This is a genomic window from Enterobacter sp. 302C9 (assembly GCF_034106085.1).
Classification (GTDB): Bacteria; Pseudomonadota; Gammaproteobacteria; order Enterobacterales; family Enterobacteriaceae; genus Enterobacter; species Enterobacter asburiae_B.
This window is the reverse complement of record NZ_JAWNBW010000011.1, coordinates 23,287-46,176: the sequence shown is the minus strand read 5'-3', so window position 1 is coordinate 46,176 and position 22,890 is coordinate 23,287. Positions and strand designations below refer to the sequence as shown.

Below are 22,890 nucleotides of genomic sequence, written 5' to 3'. Positions count from 1 at the left end.
CCGTTACTTCACAAGCCCTTGTTGTTTCAGGAAGTCGGCGGCCACTTTTTTGGCATCCAGCCCCTCGACGGCAATGCTGGCATTCAGCTGTTGCAGCGTTTTTTCATCCAGTTTTTCGAAGACGGGCTTGAGCCATTCTGCAATATCCGGATAGGCTTTCAGCACCGCCTCACGCACGACCGGGGTCGGGGCGTAAATCGGCTGTACGCCTTTAGGATCGGTCAGGGTTTGCAGGCCGAGCGCCGCCACCGGGCCGTCGGTGCCGTAGGCCATTGCCGCGTTAACGCCGGAAGTTTGCTGCGCCGCCGCCTTAATGGTTACCGCCGTATCCCCGCCCGCCAGCGAGAGCAGCTGCGCCTGGTCAAGCTTGAAGTCGTAGGCTTTTTCGAACGCCGGGAGCGCGTCAGGACGCTCGATAAACTCCGCGGACGCTGCCAGCTTAAAGTCGCCCTTCTCTTTCAGATAGCGGCTGAGATCCGCAAGCGTAGTCAGCTTACCTTTCTCCGCCACGTCCTTGCGCACGGCGATAGTCCAGGTGTTGTTGGCCGGGGCCGGCGTCAGCCAGACCAGCTTGTTCTGTTCTGCATCCAGTTTTTTGACTTTCTCATACCCGGCTTTGGCGTTTTTCCATGCCGGATCGTTTTCATCTTTGAAGAAGAATGCCCCGTTGCCGGTGTATTCCGGATAGATATCCAGCTCGCCGGAGGTGATCGCCCCGCGCACGACGGGCGTGGTGCCCAGCTGAACTTTATTGACGGTTTTCACGCCGTGGCTTTCCAGCACCTGCAAAATAATATTGCCGAGCAGCGCGCCTTCGGTATCGATCTTTGAGCCCACTTTTACCGGCTCCGCCGCCTGTAACGGCAGGCTTAGCGCCGCCAGCAGCACCGCAGATCCCAACATCCCCTTTGCAATCGTCATTCCGCTATCCTCATTTTTTTATCGCCTTTTTCAGAGGCTTGAGAGAAAAGCGTAGCTTAAAACAGCGGATTTACCCGGCAAAATGCCTTTTTAGCATAACGTAAGACGCATCCCCCGGAAGCCGGGGGATGCAAAGAAGGGAAGGTTACAGCAGCTCGAACTCGCCTTTATTCACGCGGGCAGAATCCACCCCGATAAAGACGTTAAACTTGCCCGGTTCCGCATCGTATTTCATCTGCTGGTTCCAGAACTTCAGCGCCTCCACGTCAATCGGGAAGCTGATGGTTTGGGTTTCGCCAGGCTTCAGATTGACCTTCTCGAAGCCGCGCAGCTGCTTAACAGGACGGCTCATCGAGGCGGTGACATCCTGCACGTACATCTGGATCACCGTTGCCCCTTCGCGCTTGCCGGTGTTGGTCACTTCGACGCTGGCGGTAACTTTGCCGTCACGCTTCAGGGTCGGCGCCGACATTTTCACGTCAGAAACCTTGAAGCTGGTGTAGCTCAGACCGTAACCAAACGGATACAGCGGGCCGTTAGCTTCGTCGAAGTAACGGGACGTGTACTTGTTCGGCTTGTCGGCGTTATACGGGCGACCGGTGTTCAGGTGGCTGTAGTAGACCGGGATCTGCCCGACGGAGCGCGGGAAGGACATCGGCAGCTTGCCCGACGGGTTGTAATCACCAAACAGCACGTCGGCGATGGCGTTACCGCCTTCGGTACCGGCGAACCAGGTTTCCAGAATGGCGTCAGCCTGCTGGTCCTCTTTCACCAGCGCCAGCGGACGACCGTTCATCAGCACCAGCACCAGCGGCTTGCCGGTGGCTTTCAGGGCGGCGATCAGATCGCGCTGGCTCTGCGGAATGGTGATGTCGGTACGGCTGGAGGCCTCGTGCGCCATACCCTGCGCTTCGCCCACGACCGCGACAACCACGTCAGACTGTTTCGCGGTATTCACCGCCTCGTCGATCATCTCCTTCGGCGTGCGCGGATCGACCTTCACCGCTTCCTCGTACTGGTTGAGGAAGGTGACGATGTCTTTATCGTTAGTGACGTTCGCCCCTTTGGCGTACACCACTTTCGCGTTATCACCCACGGCACTCTTAATCCCGGTCAGCACGGTCACGGACTGGTCGGCCACGCCTGCGGCAGACCAGCTGCCCATCACGTCGCGCTTGCTGTCGGCCAGCGGGCCCACCACGGCAATGGTGCCGGATTTTTTCAGCGGCAGCGTGTCGAGGCGGTTTTTCAGCAGCACCAGGCTTTCGCGCGCCACGTCACGCGCTTCTTTGCGGTGCAGACGGCTTTCAGCGTTGGTATCTGCCGGGTCAGAATCCTTCGGCCCCAGATGGCTGTACGGATCGTTAAACAGCCCCATGTCGTATTTCACGTTCAGCACGTGGCGCGCGGCATCGTCCAGCTCCGCCATCGTGACCTTGCCGCTCTTCACCAGCCCCGGCAGGTATTTGCTGTAGTACTCGTCGCTCATGCTCATGTTGATGCCCGACTTGAGCGCCACGCGCACCGCGTCTTCCGGATCGGAGGCGGTACCGTGCTTAATCAGCTCTTTAATCGCGCCGTGGTCGGAAACGGTGATGCCCTTAAAGCCCCACTGGTCGCGCAGCACGTCTTTCAGCAGCCATGAATCGGACGTCGCAGGCGTACCGTTCAGCGAGTTCAGCGCCACCATCACCGCGCCGCTGCCCGCATCCAGCCCTGCCTTGTACGGCGGCATGTAGTCGTTGAACAGGCGCTGCGGGCTCATGTCGACGGTGTTGTACTCTTTCCCGCCTTCAACCGCGCCATAGGCCGCGAAGTGTTTGACGCTGGTCATCACCGAGTAGCGATCCGCCGGGCTTTTGCCCTGCATCGCTTCCACCATGGTTTTCCCCATCGTGGAGGTTAAATACGTATCTTCACCAAAGCCTTCCGAGCCGCGGCCCCAGCGCGGATCGCGCGAGACGTCCACCATTGGCGCCCAGGTCATGTTCAGGCCGTCGTCCGCCGCTTCATAAGCCGACACGCGCCCGACGGTTTTCACCGCGTCGAGGTTAAAGGAAGAGGCTAAACCGAGGCTAATCGGGAAAACGGTACGCTGACCGTGCACCACGTCATAGGCAAAGAACAGCGGAATTTTCAGGCGGCTGAGATCCATCACCTGATCCTGCATCTTGCGGATATCCTGGCGGGTGACGGTATTAAAGATGGCTCCAACCTGCCCGTCTTTGATCATCTCGCGGATGGCCTCTTTCGGGTTATCCGGACCGACGCTGATAAGACGCAGCTGGCCGATTTTCTCATCAACCGTCATTTTCTTGAGCAATTCCGTGACAAACGCGTCCCGTGCTTCAGGCGTGAGCGGGTGATTACCAAACAAATCCTCTGCCAGCGCAGGTTGCAGCGCCAGGCTGACGGCGACACCTACAGAACATAGCCATTTCATGTCGTTTTACTCTCTCATCAATAACCGCCGGACGATCTCGGCCATACCGTGCGAAAAGCGCAGTGTGCCACAAACCCTCGAAACGTTGCAGGGTTATTCTCTGATTTTTCTCGTGAATACTCGACCGCTTAACAGTTAATCGCGCTATGCTTTACAGCGAGAAATTTGCCCCACCACAAGGAGTGGAAGATGACTTCTGTTCGAACAAACGATAACACGACTTTTATTAACGAACTGTCGCGCCTGGTTGGCTCCTCTCACCTGCTTACCGACCCGGCCAAAACCGCCCGCTACCGCAAAGGTTTCCGCTCCGGTCAGGGCGAGGCGCTGGCGGTGGTCTTCCCCGGCACGCTGCTGGAGCTGTGGCGCGTGCTGAGCGCATGCGTCGCCGCCGACAAGATTATTTTAATGCAGGCCGCCAATACCGGCCTGACCGAAGGCTCCACGCCGAACGGCAACGATTACGATCGCGACATCGTGATTATCAGCACCCTGCGCCTCGACAAACTGCACCTGCTGGATAAAGGCGAGCAGGTGCTCGCGTTCCCCGGCACGACGCTCTACTCCCTGGAAAAAGCGCTTAAGCCGCTGGGCCGTGAGCCGCACTCGGTGATTGGCTCCTCCTGCATTGGCGCCTCGGTGGTCGGTGGGATCTGCAACAACTCCGGCGGTTCGCTGGTGCAGCGCGGCCCGGCCTACACCGAGATGTCGCTGTTTGCCCGTATTGACGAAAACGGCAAGCTGACGCTGGTGAACCATCTGGGTATCGATCTCGGCGTAACGCCGGAACAGATCCTCAGCAAGCTCGACGACGATCGCGTGAAGGACGAAGACGTGCAGCACGACGGTCGTCATGCGCACGATCACGACTACGTGACCCGCGTGCGGGATATCGACGCCGATACGCCGGCGCGCTACAACGCCGACCCCGACCGCCTGTTTGAATCCTCCGGCTGCGCCGGGAAGCTGGCCGTTTTTGCCGTGCGTCTGGATACTTTCCCGGCGGAGAAAAAGCAGCAGGTGTTTTACATTGGCACCAATCAGCCCGAGGTTCTGACCGAAATTCGTCGTCATATTCTGGGCGAATTCACCCATCTGCCGGTGGCGGGCGAGTACATGCACCGGGACATTTACGACATCGCCGAGCGTTACGGCAAAGATACGTTCCTGATGATCGACAAGCTCGGCACCGACAAAATGCCGTTCTTCTTCACCATGAAGGGACGCACCGACGCGATGCTGGAGAAAGTGTCGCTGTTCAAACCCCACTTCACCGACCGCTTTATGCAGAAGCTGGGCAACGTTTTCCCGGCGCACTTACCGGAGCGAATGAAAACCTGGCGCGATAAGTATGAGCACCACCTGCTGCTGAAAATGGCCGGAGACGGAATTACCGAAGCGCAGTCCTGGCTGACCGAATTCTTCAAAACCGCCGAAGGGGATTTCTTTGCCTGTACGCCTGAAGAGGGCAGCAAAGCGTTCCTGCACCGTTTTGCCGCCGCGGGCGCCGCCATCCGTTATCAGGCGGTGCATTCGGAAGAGGTGGAAGACATTCTGGCGCTGGATATCGCCCTGCGACGTAACGACACCGAGTGGTTTGAGCACCTCCCGCCGGAAATCGACAGTAAGCTGGTGCATAAGCTCTATTACGGCCACTTTATGTGTTATGTCTTCCATCAGGATTACATCGTCAAAAAAGGGGTCGATGCGCACGAACTGAAGGAGCAGATGCTCGCCCTGCTGCGTGAACGCGGCGCACAATATCCTGCGGAACATAACGTCGGGCATCTTTATAAAGCCCCTGACGCACTTAAGCAGTTTTATCGCGAGAATGACCCTACAAACAGCATGAATCCCGGCATTGGTAAAACAACGCGGAAGAAATACTGGAAAGAGAGCGCGGACGCGGAGCAGCGCGTAACGCAAGCGTCTGATTAATTCCTATAGCCAAATTTGAGAGATTGTTTAGCGCGCCTTAATCGTAATAGAGTAACCGTCTGACGCCGGAGGAACGTTTCTCCGGCTTTCTATAACGAGGAGCAGGCACATCATGTCGGCTGTTGATGTTTTATCCGAGACCGAACTGGAAGTGCGCGATGCCCTTCCCGATGATGTGCATGCCATCGCCGCCATCTATGCATGGCATGTGCTGCACGGGCGCGCGTCATTTGAAGAAGTCCCCCCTACCATCGACGAAATGCGTCAGCGTATGAAAAGCGTGGCTGAGAGCGGTTTACCGTGGCTTATCGCGCTGTATCGCGGCATCGTGGTGGGCTACTGCTACGCCACGCCTTACCGCCCGCGACACGCCTACCGCTATACCCTGGAAGAGTCGATTTACGTGGATGCCAGCATAACCGGGCGCGGTTTTGGCTCGGCATTAATGGATGCGCTGATCGCCCGCTGCGAGCAAGGCCCGTGGCGGCAGATGATTGCCGTTGTGGGCGATGGCAACAATAATGCCGGCTCGCTGCGGCTGCATAAAAAGCACGGCTTCGAGATTGTCGGTCAGTTGCGCAGCGTGGGGTATAAGAAAGGCGACTGGCGGGATACGGTGATTATGCAGCGCTCGCTCAACGATGGGGACTGGACGCTGCCGGAATAAACGCAAAACGGTAACCTGGGTTACCGTTTTTAGCTTTTTATCCCTCTCCCTGTGGGAGAGGGTCGGGGTGAGGACATCAGCGCGCACAAACGACTCAGTCGTTCTGCGCCGTCGCCATCTGTTCCGCTTTCTGCTTTTTATACGTCAATGCTGCGGCCGGAACGGGCTGCACTTTCCCGGTTTCAATCCAGGTACGCAGGCGGCTCGCGTCCGCGAAGTGGGTATATTTGCCGAAGGCATCCATCACCACCAGCGCCACCGGCTTACCGTTAAACACGGTGCGCATCACCAGACAGTGTCCTGCCGCGTTGGTAAAGCCGGTTTTGGTTAACTGAATATTCCAGTTATCGCGGTATACCAGATGGTTAGTGTTGCGGAACGGCAGCGTATAGGCCGGGTTCGCAAAGGTCGCCATCTCTTCACGGGTGGTGCTGAGCTGACCAATCAGCGGATACTGTTTGCTGGCAATCAGCAGTTTCGTCAGATCGCGGGCCGTGGAGACGTTGTTGATCGACAGTCCCGTCGGTTCAACATAATGCGTATTGGTCATCCCCAGCGCTTTGGCTTTCGCGTTCATCGCGCGGATAAAGGCGTCATAGCCGCCCGGATAGTGGTGCGCCAGGCTCGCCGCCGCACGGTTTTCAGACGACATCAGCGCCAGCAGCAGCATATTTTTACGGCTGATTTCACTGTTCAGCCGCACGCGGGAGTAGATCCCCTTCATCTCCGGCGTGTGGCTGATGTCCACTTTCAATTTTTCGTCCAGCGGCAGATGTGCATCAAGCACCACCATCGCGGTCATTAATTTGGTTATTGAGGCAATCGGGCGCACCAGGTCCGGATGGCTGGCGTAGATCACCTTATTGGTGTTGAGATCGACAATCATCGCGCTGCCGGACGCAATTTGCGGCTGAGCAGCAGCGGCGGTCACCGCGGGCGTTTTAGCGACGGCCGGCACGGCAGCGGACGCGCCCAGCAGCAGCGCCAGACTAAGTAAAGAGACTCGGAATTTCAGCATGGTGAGACTTCTGATAATTATTCACGCACGTCATGACGTACACCGCCTGTATCAACGGATAAACACAGGCTGGCTTCGGCATCATAGCGGTCACCGGGCGTTGTCGCCAGCGGATAATCGTGAACAGATGCTGCATTGCTGGCATTTACGCCAGCAATGCAGTGAACTCAGAAGAGACGGTATCCGTAACCCCAAAGAATAACCGTCAGCGCCAGTAGCGCCTCCAGCACCAGCACCCCGATGGCGAGTGTTGAACTGGAAAAACTCAGGCCTTCTTCTTTATTGATATTCAGGAAGGTTGGAACCCCCAGATACAGCAGATATCCGGTGTAAAAGAGGGCAATGGTACCGATCAGCGCGCACAGCCAGACCAGTGGATAGAGCGCAACAATACCGCTTAAGAACAGCGGGGTCGCGACATATCCGGCAAAGACCATACAGTGCGCCAGCGATGGACGTTGCGGGTAGTTACGCGCCATCCAGTGAATGACGCGCCCCATTACCGCCACACCCGCCAGCATCAGGCCATAAAAAACGATGGCCAGATAGAGTCCGGTAAACCAGGAAAGCTGAACCACGGTGCCGTCACCGAAGTTCCAGCCGATTTGTGTTGTTCCGATAAAAGCGCATATTACCGGCACCGCAGCCATCAGCAGCACGTGGTGCGTGTAATGATGCGAGACCGTTTCGTTCTCACTTTTAATGACATGCATCTCACGATCGGGATGGGAGAAAAGTCCCCAGACATGGTTCATAGCGCCCCCTTGTTGTCGGCCCGTCAGCGATACCTTAAGTATAATGCAGGCTTTAGATTATTTTATGTACAGTGGGAAATTTCCGTTGATTTCCCCGCTGTTGATTCATGGGGTATATGATTAAACGAGGTAAGCAGAGGGAGATAACATTTACGTAATGGATATTAACGCACTCATTGAACAATATGGATATGCCGCGCTGGTCGTCGGTAGCGTGGCAGAAGGTGAAACCATCACGCTGTTAGGCGGCGTCGCCGCGCATCAGGGATTGCTGAAATTCCCGCTGGTCGCCGCAGCGGTCGCGCTCGGCGGAATGATTGGCGATCAGCTGCTCTACTTTCTCGGGCTGCGCTTCGGGCCAACGCTGCTTAAGCGTTTCGCAAAGCATCAGAAGAAAATCCGCCGCGCTCAACGGCTCATTCAACGTCATCCCTATCTGTTCGTCATCGGCACACGCTTTATGTACGGCTTTCGCATTATCGGGCCGATACTGATTGGCGCCAGCCATCTGCCGCCAAAAATTTTCCTGCCGCTCAATGTTCTTGGTGCGATAGCCTGGGCGCTGATCTTTACGACGCTCGGCTACGTCGGGGGCGAAGTGATTGGCCCGTGGCTGCATAATCTCGACCAGCACCTGAAGCACTGGGCGTGGCTGATTCTGGTGGTTGCGGCGGTGATTGGGGTCAGGCTGTGGCTGAAGCACCGGGATAAGACGCGGGATGAGGAGTGAGTGCGGTCTCCTCCCCTCACCCCGGCCCTCTCCCAAAGGGAGAGGGTGTTTTTAGTTCCCTCACCCTTTGGGAGAGGGTTAGGGTGAGGGAAAACTACCCCTCCGGCTTAAACTGCGGGTTCGCCAGCATAAAGCCCCCGTCGACAATAAACGATTGCCCCGTCGTGTAGCTGGCGTCGCTGTCGCACAGCCATGCCACCAGGCTGGCAATCTCTCTGGTGTGGCCCGGTCTTGCCAGCGGGATTTCCGGCATTGAGCCCTCCTTCACTTCGCTGTCGTCCATGTCGTTCATCGGTGTGGCAATGGCGCCCGGCGCGACGGCGTTCACCAGAATGTTGTGCTTAACCAGTTCCATCGCCATGGATTTGGTTAACCCGCCGAGTGCGTGTTTTGCCGCCGTGTAGGCGCTGGCCTCCGGCAGCGGCGTGTGCTCGTGCACCGAGGTGATATTCACAATCCGCCCCCCTTCCCCCTGCTTCACCATCTGCCGGGCGGCAATCTGCGAACAGAGAAACGCGCCGTCTACGTCGACGGTGAAAATGTTCCGCCAGTCGTCAAACGGCATCTCAAGGAACGGCGCTTTGGTCATCGCTCCGGCATTGTTAACCAGCACGTCCAGCCGACCAAAACGCGCAATCAGCGTTTCAATAGCCTTTGCGCCTTCCGGCAGCGCGCTTAAATCAAGATGGATAGCCTCTGCGCGCTGCCCCTGCGCTTCAACTTCGCGGCAGGTTTCCAGCGCCCCTTTTTCATCCGAGTGCCAGGTGACGCCAATATCAAACCCGCGCTCTGCGAGCATCAGCGCCGTGGTTTTACCAATCCCGGAATCCGATGCGGTCACTATCGCTACTCTGGTCATACTCACCTCCTGAAAAACTGCAAAGAGGTAAGTATAGATAATGACCTTTTTTAGCCATGATGATAGCCGCCGCCCAGCGCCGAGGTGAGCTGCAGCGTGGCGTCGACATACTGGCCTTTCAGCAACAATCCGGCGAGGTCTTCCCTGAGGGCCGGGATCCTGGCTTCACTGACCCGCGAGCCCGCAACAATCCCCGCGCTGAAACGCGCCTGCGCCAGCGCCACAACCCGCGCCGCATCTTTTTCGACCTGCTGCTGATGGCGGTTCTTCGCCGTCAGCGTTTCGACTTCGCTGGCCGTGCGCGCCACCTGATTGACCGCTTCGACCACCGCTTTGTTGTAGTTCGCGACCGAGAGATTGTTCTGCGCCTGGGCGATATCCAGGCTGGCGTTCAGCCTGCCGCTGTCGAAGATCGGCAGCGTAAGTCCGGCGGTCACGCCCATCTGCTGCGCTGAAGCGCGAAACAGATCGCTCAGATGGAGGGCATCCTGCTGTAAGAACGCCATCAGGTTCACGTCAGGATAGAAAGCCGCTCTGGCGGCCTCCACCTCGCTCATGGAGGCTTCGATATACCAGTGCGCCTCCTGAAGATCCGGACGGCGTGCCAGCAGTTCATAACCGAGCGTCGGCGGTAGCGCGGCGTCAACCGTCGGCAGCGCATGCCGCGTAAGCGTTACGGAGGAAGAATTCGTCAGCGCGACCAGACGCGCCTCAACGGCTTTCATCTTCCCGTTGACTTCTGCCAGCTGTTCTTCGGTTTTGTTGGCGTCGATATCGGTTTCCACCCCTTCAACGGACGAGGTGATCCCGTGCTGATACAGCTCGCGGTCGGCACCGATAATATTGTCCTGCTCATGTTTGATCTGCGCGAGAACCTCACCCGCGGCGGCCTGAGTTTGCCACTCCCAGTAGAGCCGCGCCACGCTGCTGGCCAGCAGCTGGCGGGTCTGCTCCAGCTCCGCTTTTTGCGCATTCACTTTGCCAATCCGGGCCTCGACCCGGGCGCGATTTTTTCCCCACAGATCGAGATCCCAGCCTGCGGTCAGCCCAAAGGTGCCGTTGGTGTACCACGGCCCGGTGGTGCCTGCAGCCGGGTCGGTAAGGGCGAAAGGCCCCATCAGCCCTTCGGCGGACATTTTCTGGCGTTCCGCATCGGCGGAAAAATCAATCTGCGGACCGTCAGCGGCCATTGCGGCTTTGGCCTGGGCTTCGGCAAGCGTAATGCGCTGACGGGCAATCTGCATATCCGGCGCATCGCTCAACGCTTTCGCAATCAGCCCGTTAAGCTGGGGATCGTTATACGCTTTCCACCACTCATTTTTCGGCCAGTCCTGATGATTCAGAACCGTATTCACCGACGCCGCAGCGGTTTGCGTTTTAACGGGAGACACCGTGGCATGTTCAGGCGCACAGGCTGCCAGAATAAAAGCGAAGGGTGCGCTCAGAGATAAAATAAGAGAACGTTTCATGACGCCATACACTCAAAAAATAAAGGCGCACGTTACGCTCGATATCGTTCATTTTTTTAGTAACGCGTGGCAATCCGCAAATTGTCATACATTTTAATACCCGGAAATTTATTCCCAAAGAGAATGATTAAATCCAATGCATTCACGCCAAATATAAATACGCTGCTACACTTATTCAGGACATACATGAGCGGGAGAAAGGAATGAAAATATTACTGTGGGTTATTTTAATTATATTTCTGATAGGGCTCTTAGTGGTTACCGGCGTATTCAAGATGATTTTCTGATCTATTTGCCCGGCTCAGAGCCGGGCAACGTCATTAATATCAGACTTTCAGCGAAGCCCCTTTCGTGGCAATCACCTCTTTATACCAGTAGAAACTTTTCTTACGGCTGCGCGCCAGCGTGCCGTTACCGCTGTCATCGCGATCGACGTAAATAAAGCCGTAGCGCTTGGAGAGTTCAGCTTTAGACGCGCTCACCAGGTCGATTGGCCCCCAGCTGGTATACCCCATCACCTCAACGCCGTCGTCAATGGCTTCACGCACCTGCACCAGGTGGTCGTTAAGGTAGCTGATGCGATAGTCATCCTGCACCACGCCGTCCGCATCCGGTTTATCCTTCGCCCCCAGGCCATTTTCCACGATAAACAACGGCTTCTGATAGCGATCCCAGAGCACGTTCAACAGGGTACGCAGGCCGATGGGGTCAATCTGCCAGCCCCATTCGGAACTTGCCAGATGCGGGTTTGGCACCATGCTCAGGATGTTGCCGCGCGCCTGCTGGTTGAGGGCCTCATCCGCGGTGACGCAGCCCGTCATGTAGTAGCTGAACGAGATAAAATCGACGGTCGATTTCAGCGCCTCGCGGTCGTCATCCGTTACCTCAAGCTGAATCCCGCTGTCGCGGAAGAAGCGCTGCATATAGCCCGGGTAGGCGCCACGGCACTGCACGTCGCCAAAGAATTGCCACGCGCGGTTTTCCTGCAGCGTCTCCAGAACATCTTCCGGCTTGCAGGTCAGCGGGTACATCAGGCCGCCCAGCAGCATGTTGCCGATTCTGGCATCCGGGATAATCTCGTGGCAGGCCTTCACGGCCAGCGCGCTGGCCACCAGCTGGTGGTGGATCGCCTGGTACACCTCCCCTTTGCTGCTGGTTTCCGGCAGGCCCACGCCGGTCATCGGTGCGTGCAGAGACATATTGATCTCGTTGAAGGTCAGCCAGAGCTTCACCTTCTCCTTGTAGCGCGCAAACACGGTACGGGCGTAGCGCTCGAAGAACCCAATGGTCTGGCGGCTCCCCCACCCGCCGTACTGCTTCACCAGCCCCCACGGCATTTCGTAATGCGAGAGCGTCACCAGCGGGGTAATGTTGTGCGCGGCAAGCTCGTCAAACAGCCGGTCGTAAAACGCCAGCCCCGCCTCGTTAGGCTGCTGCTCGTCGCCGTTCGGGAAGATACGCGTCCAGGCAATGGAGACGCGCAGGCAGCTAAAGCCCATCTCAGCGAACAGTTTGATGTCTTCCGGGTAGCGGTGATAGAAGTCGATGGCGACGTCCTTGATGCCGCTGTCACCCGCCACGCGCTCAACCACCGGGCCGAAGACACCCTGCGGCTGAACGTCCGAGGTGGATAGCCCTTTCCCCTCCTCCAGATACGCGCCTTCTACCTGATTCGCGGCAACCGCGCCGCCCCATAAAAAATCGTCCGGGAAAGTTTTCATCACGTTCTCCTGTTATTGATGGCTTACGCTGAGTAACGGCGCACCGGCGCTGACGGACGTTGCCGCCACGGTCACCACGTCACGATACTCATCGCTGTTACTGATAATGATCGGGGTCGCCAGGTCGTATCCGGCATCGATAATCGCCTGTCGGTCAAACTCCAGCAGCAGATCGCCGGGCTGCACCCTGTCGCCCACTTTCACGTGGGCGGTAAACGGCCTGCCGTCGAGCTTCACGGTATCGATACCCACGTGGATTAACACTTCAATCCCGCTGCTGCTGAGCAGGCCGATGGCGTGTTTGGTCTGAAACAGCGAGGCCACCACGCCGGCAAACGGGGCCACCACTTTGTTATCGGAGGGAATAATCGCGGCGCCGCTGCCCAGCAGGCCGCTGGCAAACGTGGTATCCGGCACCTGGTCGAGCGCCAGAACGGTCCCGGTCATCGGGGATAAGACATCGTTTTCCCCTGCCATAACCGCAGCTTCCGCCGCTGCGCGTCCCGGCATACCTGCCACCAGCGTCAGGCCACAGCTCAGCACCAGCGCTACCGCGGTGCCGATCACGCCGCCCCACAGCGTGGCGTTTACCCCACCCGGCGGAATCATCTGGGCGATGGTAAAGATATTGGCGAAGCCGAAGGAGTAAACGTGGGTATCGCTGAAGCCGACAATCGCGCCGCCGATAGCTCCCGCCACGCAGCCAAAGATAAACGGGCGGCGCAGCGGCAGGTTTACCCCATAAACGGCCGGCTCGGTAATACCAAATATCCCGGCCGTTACCGATGAACCCGCCAGCATCTTCTGACGGGCATCGCGGGTACGCAGGAAGATCCCCAGCGCCGCCCCCACCTGACCAAATACCGCGGGCAATAGCATTGGCAGCATGGAGTCATGCCCCAGCACCGCCAGGTTGTTGATCATCAGCGGCACCAGCCCCCAGTGCAGGCCAAAAATAACGCAGACCTGCCACAGCGCGCCCATCGCCGCGCCCGCCAGCCACGGTGCCAGAACGTAAATGCTCTGATAGCCGTTCGCCAGCATCTGGCTCAGCCAGGTCGCCAGCGGCCCGATAACGAGGAAGGTCAGCGGCACGGTTAATCCTAAGCAGATCAGCGGCGCGAAGAAGTTTTTCATCGAGGAAGGCAGCAGCCTGGTGCTCTGCTTTTCCAGCCAGCAGCTGACCCACGCGGCGAGAATAATCGGGATCACCGACGAGCTGTAGTTAAACCAGGTGACAGGAATGCCCAAAAAAGCGTCCGATACCGCGCCCGGCTGCTGGCTGGCGTTAAACGCTGCAATCATCATCGGATGGGTGAGCGCCCCGCCGATGACCATGGTAATAAACGGGTTGCCGCCGAATTTTTTCCCGGCGGTGTAGCCCAGCACCAGCGGGAAGAAGAAGAACAGCGCGTCGCTGGCGGCGAACCAGATTTTATAGGTGCCGCTCTCAGTGCTGAGCCAGCCGCACACCACCGCCAGCGCCAGCAGCCCTTTCAGAATACCGGACGCGGCCAGAATGCCGATAAACGGAGTGAAAATCCCGGAGACGATGTCAATCAGGCGGCCCAGCAGGTTGCCCTTTTCCCCCCTCTCTTCCACGGCGGGCGCGTCATCGGTAAGGCCTGCCTCATTGCGCACCGCCTGCCAGACGTCGTGGACGTGGTTGCCAATCACTACCTGAAACTGGCCGCCGCTTTCGACCACCATGATCACGCCCGGGTTTTTCTTCAGCCCTTCCGCATCCGCCCGTTGATTCTCTTTTAGTTTGAAGCGAAGCCGGGTCGCGCAGTGTACAAGACTGACGATGTTCTCTTTTCCGCCAACGTGGCCGAGAATATCCTTCGCTAAAGCCTGGTATTCCATCTCGATTTCCTTACATCCGATGCCTGCAGGCACCTGTTGACTGAGTATAAAAAATAAAAAAACCCGAGAACGACCTTCTGACGAAGGCCGCGCTCAGGTTTTGCCTGCGTGATGCAGTAACAATCCTGTTTTGAGGCTTAACGCCCCTCTTTTCTCACCCGCTCAATATGAATGGCGAGGAACATAATTTCTTCGGTCGTCAGCTCACGCTGATAGTTTTTGTTCAGGTGCTGGGCGATTTTCTCGGCGCATTTCCACGCTTTCGCGTAGTTGTCTTTTACCGCCGTATGCAGCGAGACATCGTCATCTTCCACCACGGTGCGGGTGAGCATCCGCTGGGCAAAAAACTTCAGATGCGTGACAAAACGCTGATAGCTGAGCGACTCTTCATCATACTCAAGCTGCAGCTGATACTTCACCAGCTGCAGGATCTCCTGCATCACCCGCGTCACGTGCATCACTTCCGGCATTTCGCTGTTCAGCTGCGCGGTGACCAGATGCAGCGCGATAAACCCGGCCTCATCCTCTTCCAGCTCGACGTTCAGGCGTCTGGCAATAATGGCCCGCGCCTCCTGCCCTAATTCGAACTCCTTCGGATACAGCCGTTTAATATCCCACAGCAGCACGTTTTTGATGGCCAGCCCATTCTTCTGCCGCTCAATCGCAAAGTAGCAGTGGTCGGTGAGGGTGATATACAAACTCTCCTGCAGCTTGCCCAGCCGCTGCGCCGCCAGCCCGATGATGCGGTCGCAGGTGGTCATTACCTCCAGCGGAATTTGACTCAGCAGCTCTCCGAGTCGACGCACCAGTTCATCGCTTTGTAACGCAAATACCTTTTCAATCAACGCGGTATCCAGCGCTTCACCGACGCGCTTCTGAAAGGCCAGCCCACGGCCCATCACCACCTGTTCGCGCCCGCGCTCATCCTGAACAACCACCACGTTATTATTGAGTATCTTGGCGATTTTCATCTGAACCCCAGAAACAAAAAAACCTGACCTCCGGCAGATGCCAGAAAATCAGGTTTTGCCTGCCTAAGCAGTAACAATCCAGTTCTGGCACTCTATCAGTTTCATTCATAGCCTCAATGCATCACGCGTCAGAAACGTGACGCGGATCGAACTTGCTACGGTGATATCAGAAGCTCACCACCGTTTTCAGCTCGGTAACCCAGGCATCCTGGGTGCGACTGACCCCGCCGGGATGGTGCCAGTACTGAATGCCCGGCTGCAGCTCCAGCCACGACACCGGACGGAAGCGATAATAAAACTCACCGTTCAGGGAGTGGCCTGGCTCCGGGTGATACGCCGGATCGTTATAGTCCGACACGCCGCTCAGGCTGTTCATATAGCGCTGGTTGCGGGCGTACTGGCTGCTCATATCAATCCAGGTTAGCCCGAAGCCAATCCAGTCTTCCGGCCGCGCGTCAAACAGCCCGCGGTAGCGCAGCGAGGCGGCGTAAACCTGGTGCATGTAGTTGGTACTCTGATCCGCAAGGCTCATGCTGAAAGAGGTGCTCAACCCGCGATTCGGGTCATCCTGATGCTGCGTAAGCTGCTGGTTCAGCCCGGCGTACATGAACCATGTCCGGCTGTGGGTATCAAAGCCGTTCGGGTCCGTCGCGCCCGCCCCGCCGGATTTGCCGCGATAGAGATCGGTTTGCGGCGCGTTGGTAAACACCACGCCCAGGTTGTACGCGCCCGGCAGGCCGTTAATCAGCGGACGCGCTTCGATTTCAACCGGCAGTAAGACCCCTTTGCTGCCCTTCGTCGACCAGCTCCACGCGTGGCTGCGGCTGGAGGCCTCGGGATTTTGCTCCATCACGCCACCTTTTAAGGTCAGCGTCGGCGTTAATTTATACGCAAGCGTGGTGCCCCAGGTGTGAACGTTCCAGTTGTTCCACGTCAGCGAGTTGGCTGACTTCCCGCCGCACTGCGACAGGAGCTGGAAATCACAGGGGATGATTTGATCGAAGGTCTGCACCTTGTTCATCATCCCGATGCGCCAGGTCAGACGCCGGTCGTCAAAGCTGCGGGCAAAGGTCAGCCAGCCCAGACGGGTAATCGACTGCCCGCCCCAGCTCTCCTGGGTCAGATCGTTAAAGTTAACGCGCGGGTCCTGCACGCGTTTAGTGGTGAGGTCGTCATTGTGGTTGCGGTTGACGATGTTCCCCTCGATACGCGCGTCCGGGATACCGGTCCAGCGCTCAAGATCCTGGTTGAAGGTCAGCGCAAACTGGTCGATATAGGCCACGTGGGAGTCGTGGTTATAGCCACCGCCTCCGTTCCAGCCAATTTCATTCAGATATCCGAGATTCCAGGTAAAACCGTTATGGTTGAGGATTTTACGTATGCCGAGCATTTCGCCCAGAACAGGCTCCGGAGGAGCTTCAAAACCTAATACCGTTCCGTTCCAGTCCTGCGCCACCGACAGCGGGGATATCGCTAATAAGGCGAGCGCATAGAATTTATTTTTATATGCCATAATAACAACCTGTGATTGAGTATTTTGTGCGTAACCGGCCGCAGGAAATTTTTCTATTTCCTGTCGATATTTCATTTTTTTAAATCAGTAAAAAGCGCTAAGCCAAATTTCTCTCCTGCGTAAACGAGAGGCAAAAAAAAACCTAAGCGCTCCACAGCGAAAATGCTGTGAAACGCTTAGGTTTTGCCTGTTAACCAGTAACAATCCTGCGTTGAAAACAGTGGCACCTTAACACCGTCGCGCCACGTTGAAAACCTGAACTGTTTTCTGATTTAAAAAAGTGTGAGCAATTTAACGCTTATTATTTTGACTGAATCACCCGGGCAATATCAGACGAAGTCTGTAATGTCCGAATCTCCTGAAATAATCCCAGCGCTTCATCGTACTCTTTGCGTAAATAACTCAGCCACTGTTTAATTCGCGCGACGTGATACAAACCGGTGTCGCCCTGCTTTTCCAGTCGGCTGTATTTTTGCAGCAGCGTGACGACGTCTGCCCACGGCATTCGCGGCTCGTTATATTTTACCACCCGGCTGAGGTTGGGCACATCCAGGGCACCGCGACCGATCATCACCGCATCGCAGCCGGTGGCGTTCAGACAGGCCTGCGCGCTCTCGTAATCCCAGATTTCACCGTTGGCGATGACCGGAATGGTGAGGCGCTTGCGGATCTCACCGATCGCCTGCCAGTTAATGCGCTCGGCCTTGTAGCCATCTTCTTTGGTGCGGCCATGCACCACCAGCTCGGTGGCCCCGGCCTGCTGCACCGCATCGGCGATTTCAAACTGCCGCGCGTCGCTGTCCCAGCCCAGGCGCACCTTCACCGTCACCGGCAAATGCGAAGGCACTGCCTCACGCATGGCTTTCGCGCCGCGGTAAATCAGCTCAGGATCTTTCAGCAACGTCGCTCCGCCGCCGCTGCCGTTGACCAGCTTCGACGGGCAGCCGCAGTTGAGATCCACCCCGTAAGAGCCCAGCTCAACCGCGCGGGCGGCGTTTTCCGCCAGCCATTCGGGGTACTGGCCGAGCAGCTGAATACGCACCAGCGTGCCGGAAGAGGTCCGGCTCTGGTTGTGCAGCTCGGGGCACAGGCGGAAGAAAGATTTTACCGGCAACAGCATATCGACCACGCGCAGAAACTCCGTCACGCAGAGATCGTAATCGTTCACCTCGGTCAGAAGCTCGCGCACGAGGGAGTCGAGCACGCCTTCCATTGGGGCCAGTAAAACACGCATAACAGTACCTGTGAAAAAAGACGCGCTATAGTAGCCGCTCTCTATATCGCTGGGAAGCGCTTCTGTTCAGGGAGAAAGTCAGCCGGCGTTGCCCCCACAATGGCGCGAAACGCCGCCGCAAATGCCGCCTGCCCGGAAAACCCCAGCATCCAGGCCACCTGTTTAACCGGGTATCCGTTGGCGAGCAGGTCCAGCGAGGCACAAATCCTTGCGCGCTGTCGCCAGGCCCGGAAGCTAAACCCGGTATCTTTGATAAAGGCGCGTGAGAATGTGCGTTCAGACATCGCGGCCTGTTCCGCCAGCCTGTCCATCGAAACGTCCCAGAGATTGCTGGCAATGATGTCACAGGCAACGCGATGTAAGCGCTCATCCACGGGCATCGGTAATTCGGCCGAAATCTGCTGCGCCTCGCTGAGGATTTCGAGCAGCAAAACGGCCATGCTTCGCTGGCTGGCTGGCCGGTATTGCGCACTGAACAGCCCGGCGATCAGCTCTTTGAACAACGCCGTCGCCATAATCACGTGAACCTCTTCTTTCCGTTTAAAAGATCCGCATTGCGATATCAGCGCGGGGCTAAACCAAACCGCGCGGAGCTCCGTTGCAGATAACACGCTGTAGGTGTGTTCCTGAAAGGGAGGGATCCACAGCGCGCGCTGTGGCGGTATGACCCAACGCTTATTGCCGGTTTCGACCAGCATCACCCCTTTGATGGCAAACAAGAGCTGCCCCTGTGGATGCCGGTGAGGGGGATCCACTTCGCCGCGCGTATAGCTAATTGCCCCTCGGGACCATCCGATGGCATCGTCGTGAATTGGCGTTTTATCGATAACGGTTGGCATTTTACATTCCTCCCTTCCTCTTATGATGCTGCTTGTACACGTAACCGGAGAGAGACGCAATGCACATTCATTTTATCATTCATGAACATTTCGAAGCGCCAGGCGCATATGAAATCTGGGGGAAAAATCGCGGCTGTAGTATGAGCTACTCCAGAGTTTATCAGGGCGATCCGTTACCCGAGGATCTGCAGAGCACAGACTTGCTTATCATCATGGGAGGCCCGCAGTCACCTGCCACCACGCTTCAGGAGTGCCCCTGGTTTGACGCGCAGGCGGAAATACGGCTCATCGGCCGCGCAATAGAGGCAGGTAAAACGGTGATTGGCGTTTGTCTGGGCTCGCAGCTTATCGGTGAAGCGCTGGGCGCAGCGTTTTGCCATAGCCCGGAAAAAGAGATCGGCAAATTTCCCGTCAGGCTCACAGATGCAGGCAAGGTGAACCCGCTGTTTGAGGATTTTGGCCACGAGCTAAACGTCGGTCACTGGCATAACGACATGCCAGGGTTGACGCCGCAGGCTAAAGTGCTGGCTTACAGCGAGGGCTGCCCCCGTCAGATCGTGCAATATGGAGAACGGGTTTACGGTTTTCAGTGTCATATGGAACTGACGCCGGAGGTGGTTGAGCTGCTGATTGAACATTCGCAGAACGATCTCCGCCGCGCGGCTGAATTTCGTTTTGTCGAAACGGCGGAAAAATTACGCTCGCATGATTATCAAGAAATTAATCAGGTGCTGTTTTCTTTTCTGGATAAACTCGTCGCCCAACGCGAGGCCTGACTCAGAGGCATTTCTCTGGCTCGTCACTTCGCCACCGCACGCCCTTTCCTCTAAACTGTAGCCTGCCCCTGTGCGGTGATACCAGACGTTCCATTCTGGAATGTCTGGTATGCTCAAATTTCATGATGTGATCCGTGGCACATTTTTTGGTTTAATTGTATGATGAATGCGTTTCAGCAAGGACTATCACCATGAGCAAATCATTGAACATTATCTGGCAATATCTGCGCGCATTCGTCCTGATTTACGCCTGCCTGTACGCCGGGATTTTCATCGCGTCGCTGCTGCCGATTGTTATTCCCGGCAGCATTATCGGTATGCTGATCCTCTTCGTTTTGCTGGCGCTGCAAATCCTGCCTGCAAAATGGGTCAATCCGGGCTGCTTCGTCCTCATTCGCTATATGGCGCTGCTTTTCGTGCCCATCGGTGTCGGGGTCATGCAGTATTTTGATTTGCTCAAGGCCCAGTTCGGCCCGATTGTGGTCTCCTGCGCGGTCAGTACGCTGGTGGTTTTCCTTGTGGTGAGCTGGAGTTCGCATCTGGTGCATGGCGAACGTAACGTGGTCGGGGAGAAAACAAAAAAATGATGGCCAATATCTGGTGGTCGCTGCCGTTAACCCTGGCGGTGTTCTTCGCCGCGCGCAAGCTTGCCGCACGTTTCAAAATGCCGTTGCTGAACCCGCTGCTGGTGGCGATGGTGGTAATTATTCCGTTCCTGCTTCTCACCGGCATTCCCTACGAACGCTACTTTGCCGGCAGCAAAATTTTAAACGACCTGCTGCAGCCTGCCGTTGTGGCGCTTGCCTTTCCTTTATATGAGCAGCTCCACCAGATCCGCGCCCGCTGGAAATCCATCATTACCATCTGTTTTGTGGGCAGCCTGGTGGCGATGATCACCGGCACGTCGGTAGCGCTGTTGATGGGGGCCTCCCCGCAGATCGCCGCCTCTATCCTGCCTAAATCGGTAACCACGCCTATCGCGATGGCAGTGGGTGGCAGCCTTGGCGGGATCCCGGCCATCAGCGCGATGTGCGTCATTTTCGTCGGTATTCTCGGGGCGGTGTTTGGTCACACCCTGCTGAACGGAATGCGTATTCACACTAAAGCTGCACGGGGACTGTCGATGGGGACCGCCTCCCACGCCCTGGGCACCGCCCGCTGCGCGGAGCTGGATTATCAGGAAGGGGCGTTTAGCTCGCTGGCGCTGGTGATCTGCGGGATTATCACCTCCCTGCTGGCCCCGTTCATTTTCCCGCTGATTCTGGCGGTGATGGGCTAAAATTTGCGATGCGTCGCGCAAATTTCATTTTGATTTCATAAGTTGCATACATAATGAGAAGTGGATCACATATAAAGCCCTGACGGCTCCGTAAACTACCGATCCATTAACCTTTATGAGGCAAACGCCATGCACCCACGTTTTCAAGCTGCTTTCGCCCAGCTTGCAGAGAATTTGCAGTCAGCCCTGGCTCCCGTTCTGGCAGATGCACACTTCCCCGCCCTGCTGACCGCGGAGCAGGTCACGATGCTGAAACAGGCAACGGGACTGGACGAAGACGCGCTGGCTTTCGCACTGCTTCCTCTGGCTGCCGCCTGCGCGCGGGCCGATCTCTCCCACTTTAACGTCGGGGCCATTGCGCGCGGCGTCAGCGGAACCTGGTACTTCGGTGGCAATATGGAGTTCCTGGGCGCGACCATGCAGCAAACGGTTCACGCCGAGCAGAGCGCCATCAGCCACGCCTGGCTGCGCGGTGAAAAAGCCCTGAGCGCCATTACCGTTAACTATACCCCCTGCGGCCACTGCCGTCAGTTTATGAACGAGCTGAACAGCGGGCTGCAGCTGCGCATCAACCTGCCGGGCCGCGCGCCGCATACGCTGGGAGATTATCTGCCTGACGCGTTTGGCCCGAAAGATCTGGAGATCAAAACGCTGCTGATGGACGAGCAGGACCACGGTTACGCCCTGTCCGGCGATGACCTGAGCCAGGCGGCCATTCGCGCGGCGAACAAGAGCCACACGCCGTACAGCAAGTCCCCGAGCGGCGTGGCGCTGCAGTGCCGCGATGGCCGGATCTTTAGCGGCAGCTATGCAGAAAACGCCGCGTTTAACCCAACTCTGCCTCCGCTGCAGGGCGCGCTTAACCTGCTGAGCCTGAACGGCTATGACTATCCGGACATTCAGCGCGCTATTCTGGCAGAAATTGCCGATGCGCCGCTGATTCAGTGGGATGCGACCGCCGCGACGCTTAAAGCGCTGGGCTGCACGACGATTGACCGCGTACTGCTTGCGTAATCCTTCCGGCGGGCAGAAATGCCCGCCAGTTTGCTGAAAAACCCCTCAGTTGAGTCGCTGTTTCTTGCGCTAACCAGGCGGGTAAAGTAGCCTGAGTTAAATTTCATCCACGAACGAGCCATCTCCATGTTAAAGCGCGTTTTTTACAGCCTGTCTGTCCTGGTCGGCATACTGCTGTTGATCGTGCTGGGTCTCGACCGCTGGATGAGCTGGAAAACCGCCCCCTACATCTTTGATGACCTGCAGGACCTGCCCTATCGTCAGGTTGGCGTGGTGCTCGGCACCGCCAAGTATTACCGCACCGGCGTGATCAACCAGTATTACCGTTACCGCATTCAGGGCGCGCTGAACGCCTACAACAGCGGCAAGGTGAACTACCTGCTGTTAAGCGGGGATAACGCCCTGCAAAGCTACAATGAACCGGTGACGATGCGGAAGGACCTGATTGCCGCGGGCGTGGACCCTGCCGATATCGTGCTCGACTACGCCGGATTCCGCACCCTGGACTCCATCGTGCGCACGCGTAAAGTCTTCGACACCAACGACTTCATCATCATCACCCAGCGCTTCCACTGCGAGCGCGCGCTGTTTATCGCGCTGCATATGGGCATTCAGGCGCAGTGTTACGCGGTGCCGTCGCCAAAAGATATGCTGAGCGTGCGCGTGCGCGAGTTCGGCGCGCGTTTTGGCGCCCTGGCCGATCTGTATATCTTCAAACGCGAACCGCGCTTTTTAGGCCCGCTGGTTCCGATTCCGGCGATGCACGAAGTGCCGGAAGACGCGCAGGGTTACCCGGCCGTCACGCCCGAGCAGCTGCTGGATATGCAGAAAAAGGAAAAATAACAGGACCGCCTTTATACTTTCTTTACGCCGGGCC

19 protein-coding genes and 1 pseudogene are annotated in these 22,890 nt (G+C 57.1%); 8 read left to right on the top strand and 12 right to left on the bottom strand.

Annotated features, from left to right (window positions below):
• Positions 1–3 precede the first annotated feature (3 nt).
• Together UR289_RS17860 and bglX are read right to left on the bottom strand one after the other, a co-directional pair.
• A complete protein-coding gene (locus UR289_RS17860) occupies positions 4–921 on the bottom strand; it encodes an ABC transporter substrate-binding protein (RefSeq protein WP_021241490.1) in 918 nt (305 codons plus the stop codon).
• 145 nt (positions 922–1,066) lie between these two features.
• Entirely contained in the window at positions 1,067–3,364 is a 2,298-nt protein-coding gene (bglX, locus tag UR289_RS17855; protein WP_033146014.1) for a beta-glucosidase BglX, read from the bottom strand.
• Between the two features lie 189 nt (positions 3,365–3,553).
• Here bglX and dld point away from each other — a divergent pair, with 189 nt between their 5' ends.
• Both dld and UR289_RS17845 read left to right on the top strand, forming a co-directional pair.
• Positions 3,554–5,302 (top strand): D-lactate dehydrogenase, encoded by a 1,749-nt coding sequence (dld, locus tag UR289_RS17850; RefSeq protein ID WP_320711128.1) that lies wholly within the window; start codon positions 3,554–3,556, stop codon positions 5,300–5,302.
• Between the two features lie 112 nt (positions 5,303–5,414).
• Positions 5,415–5,969: a GNAT family N-acetyltransferase gene (locus UR289_RS17845; RefSeq protein ID WP_033146016.1), complete on the top strand. Its 555-nt coding sequence runs from the start codon at positions 5,415–5,417 to the stop codon at positions 5,967–5,969.
• Between the two features lie 94 nt (positions 5,970–6,063).
• Here the strand turns inward: UR289_RS17845 and pbpG are convergent, their stop codons facing one another.
• Positions 6,064–6,987: a D-alanyl-D-alanine endopeptidase gene (pbpG, locus tag UR289_RS17840; RefSeq protein WP_023312453.1), complete on the bottom strand. Its 924-nt coding sequence runs from the start codon at positions 6,985–6,987 to the stop codon at positions 6,064–6,066.
• A 167-nt stretch (positions 6,988–7,154) separates the two neighbouring features.
• Positions 7,155–7,742: a Yip1 family protein gene (locus UR289_RS17835; RefSeq protein ID WP_023312454.1), complete on the bottom strand. Its 588-nt coding sequence runs from the start codon at positions 7,740–7,742 to the stop codon at positions 7,155–7,157.
• A gap of 157 nt (positions 7,743–7,899) precedes the next feature.
• Between UR289_RS17835 and UR289_RS17830 the strand changes: the two genes are divergently transcribed.
• Positions 7,900–8,472: a DedA family protein gene (locus UR289_RS17830; RefSeq protein WP_320711126.1), complete on the top strand. Its 573-nt coding sequence runs from the start codon at positions 7,900–7,902 to the stop codon at positions 8,470–8,472.
• Between the two features lie 94 nt (positions 8,473–8,566).
• Here the strand turns inward: UR289_RS17830 and UR289_RS17825 are convergent, their stop codons facing one another.
• From UR289_RS17825 to UR289_RS17790, 8 genes and pseudogenes are all read right to left on the bottom strand, one after another.
• Complete coding sequence (locus UR289_RS17825; RefSeq protein ID WP_075203907.1) at positions 8,567–9,331, bottom strand: SDR family oxidoreductase; 765 nt, start codon at positions 9,329–9,331, stop codon at positions 8,567–8,569.
• Between the two features lie 50 nt (positions 9,332–9,381).
• Entirely contained in the window at positions 9,382–10,800 is a 1,419-nt protein-coding gene (mdtQ, locus tag UR289_RS17820; protein ID WP_320711123.1) for a multidrug resistance outer membrane protein MdtQ, read from the bottom strand.
• Positions 10,801–11,126: 326 nt separating this feature from the next.
• Positions 11,127–12,521, bottom strand: a complete 1,395-nt coding sequence (locus tag UR289_RS17815; protein ID WP_214538537.1) for a glycoside hydrolase family 1 protein — start codon at positions 12,519–12,521, stop codon at positions 11,127–11,129.
• Between the two features lie 12 nt (positions 12,522–12,533).
• Positions 12,534–14,500 (bottom strand): annotated as a pseudogene (gene bglF / locus UR289_RS17810) (PTS beta-glucoside transporter subunit IIABC).
• A 24-nt stretch (positions 14,501–14,524) separates the two neighbouring features.
• Positions 14,525–15,358: a BglG family transcription antiterminator LicT gene (gene licT, locus UR289_RS17805; protein WP_320711122.1), complete on the bottom strand. Its 834-nt coding sequence runs from the start codon at positions 15,356–15,358 to the stop codon at positions 14,525–14,527.
• A 166-nt stretch (positions 15,359–15,524) separates the two neighbouring features.
• Positions 15,525–16,871 carry a carbohydrate porin gene (locus UR289_RS17800; protein WP_320711120.1) on the bottom strand — a complete coding sequence of 449 codons (1,347 nt, stop codon included), beginning with the start codon at positions 16,869–16,871 and terminating at the stop codon, positions 15,525–15,527.
• A gap of 301 nt (positions 16,872–17,172) precedes the next feature.
• Positions 17,173–18,105 carry a tRNA dihydrouridine(16) synthase DusC gene (gene dusC, locus UR289_RS17795; RefSeq protein WP_320711118.1) on the bottom strand — a complete coding sequence of 311 codons (933 nt, stop codon included), beginning with the start codon at positions 18,103–18,105 and terminating at the stop codon, positions 17,173–17,175.
• A 41-nt stretch (positions 18,106–18,146) separates the two neighbouring features.
• Positions 18,147–18,944: a helix-turn-helix transcriptional regulator gene (locus UR289_RS17790; RefSeq protein ID WP_320711116.1), complete on the bottom strand. Its 798-nt coding sequence runs from the start codon at positions 18,942–18,944 to the stop codon at positions 18,147–18,149.
• 59 nt (positions 18,945–19,003) lie between these two features.
• Between UR289_RS17790 and UR289_RS17785 the strand changes: the two genes are divergently transcribed.
• From UR289_RS17785 to sanA, 5 genes are all read left to right on the top strand, one after another.
• Positions 19,004–19,720: a type 1 glutamine amidotransferase gene (locus UR289_RS17785; RefSeq protein WP_320711114.1), complete on the top strand. Its 717-nt coding sequence runs from the start codon at positions 19,004–19,006 to the stop codon at positions 19,718–19,720.
• 191 nt (positions 19,721–19,911) lie between these two features.
• Positions 19,912–20,307 carry a CidA/LrgA family protein gene (locus tag UR289_RS17780; RefSeq protein ID WP_023312463.1) on the top strand — a complete coding sequence of 132 codons (396 nt, stop codon included), beginning with the start codon at positions 19,912–19,914 and terminating at the stop codon, positions 20,305–20,307.
• Entirely contained in the window at positions 20,304–20,999 is a 696-nt protein-coding gene (locus UR289_RS17775) for a CidB/LrgB family autolysis modulator (protein ID WP_029740398.1), read from the top strand. The genes UR289_RS17780 and UR289_RS17775 overlap by 4 nt, the downstream gene beginning before the upstream one ends.
• Positions 21,000–21,128: 129 nt before the next feature.
• Positions 21,129–22,013 carry a cytidine deaminase gene (gene cdd, locus UR289_RS17770; RefSeq protein WP_029740399.1) on the top strand — a complete coding sequence of 295 codons (885 nt, stop codon included), beginning with the start codon at positions 21,129–21,131 and terminating at the stop codon, positions 22,011–22,013.
• 126 nt (positions 22,014–22,139) lie between these two features.
• Complete coding sequence (gene sanA / locus UR289_RS17765; RefSeq protein WP_008500918.1) at positions 22,140–22,856, top strand: outer membrane permeability protein SanA; 717 nt, start codon at positions 22,140–22,142, stop codon at positions 22,854–22,856.
• Positions 22,857–22,890: the final 34 nt, after the last annotated feature.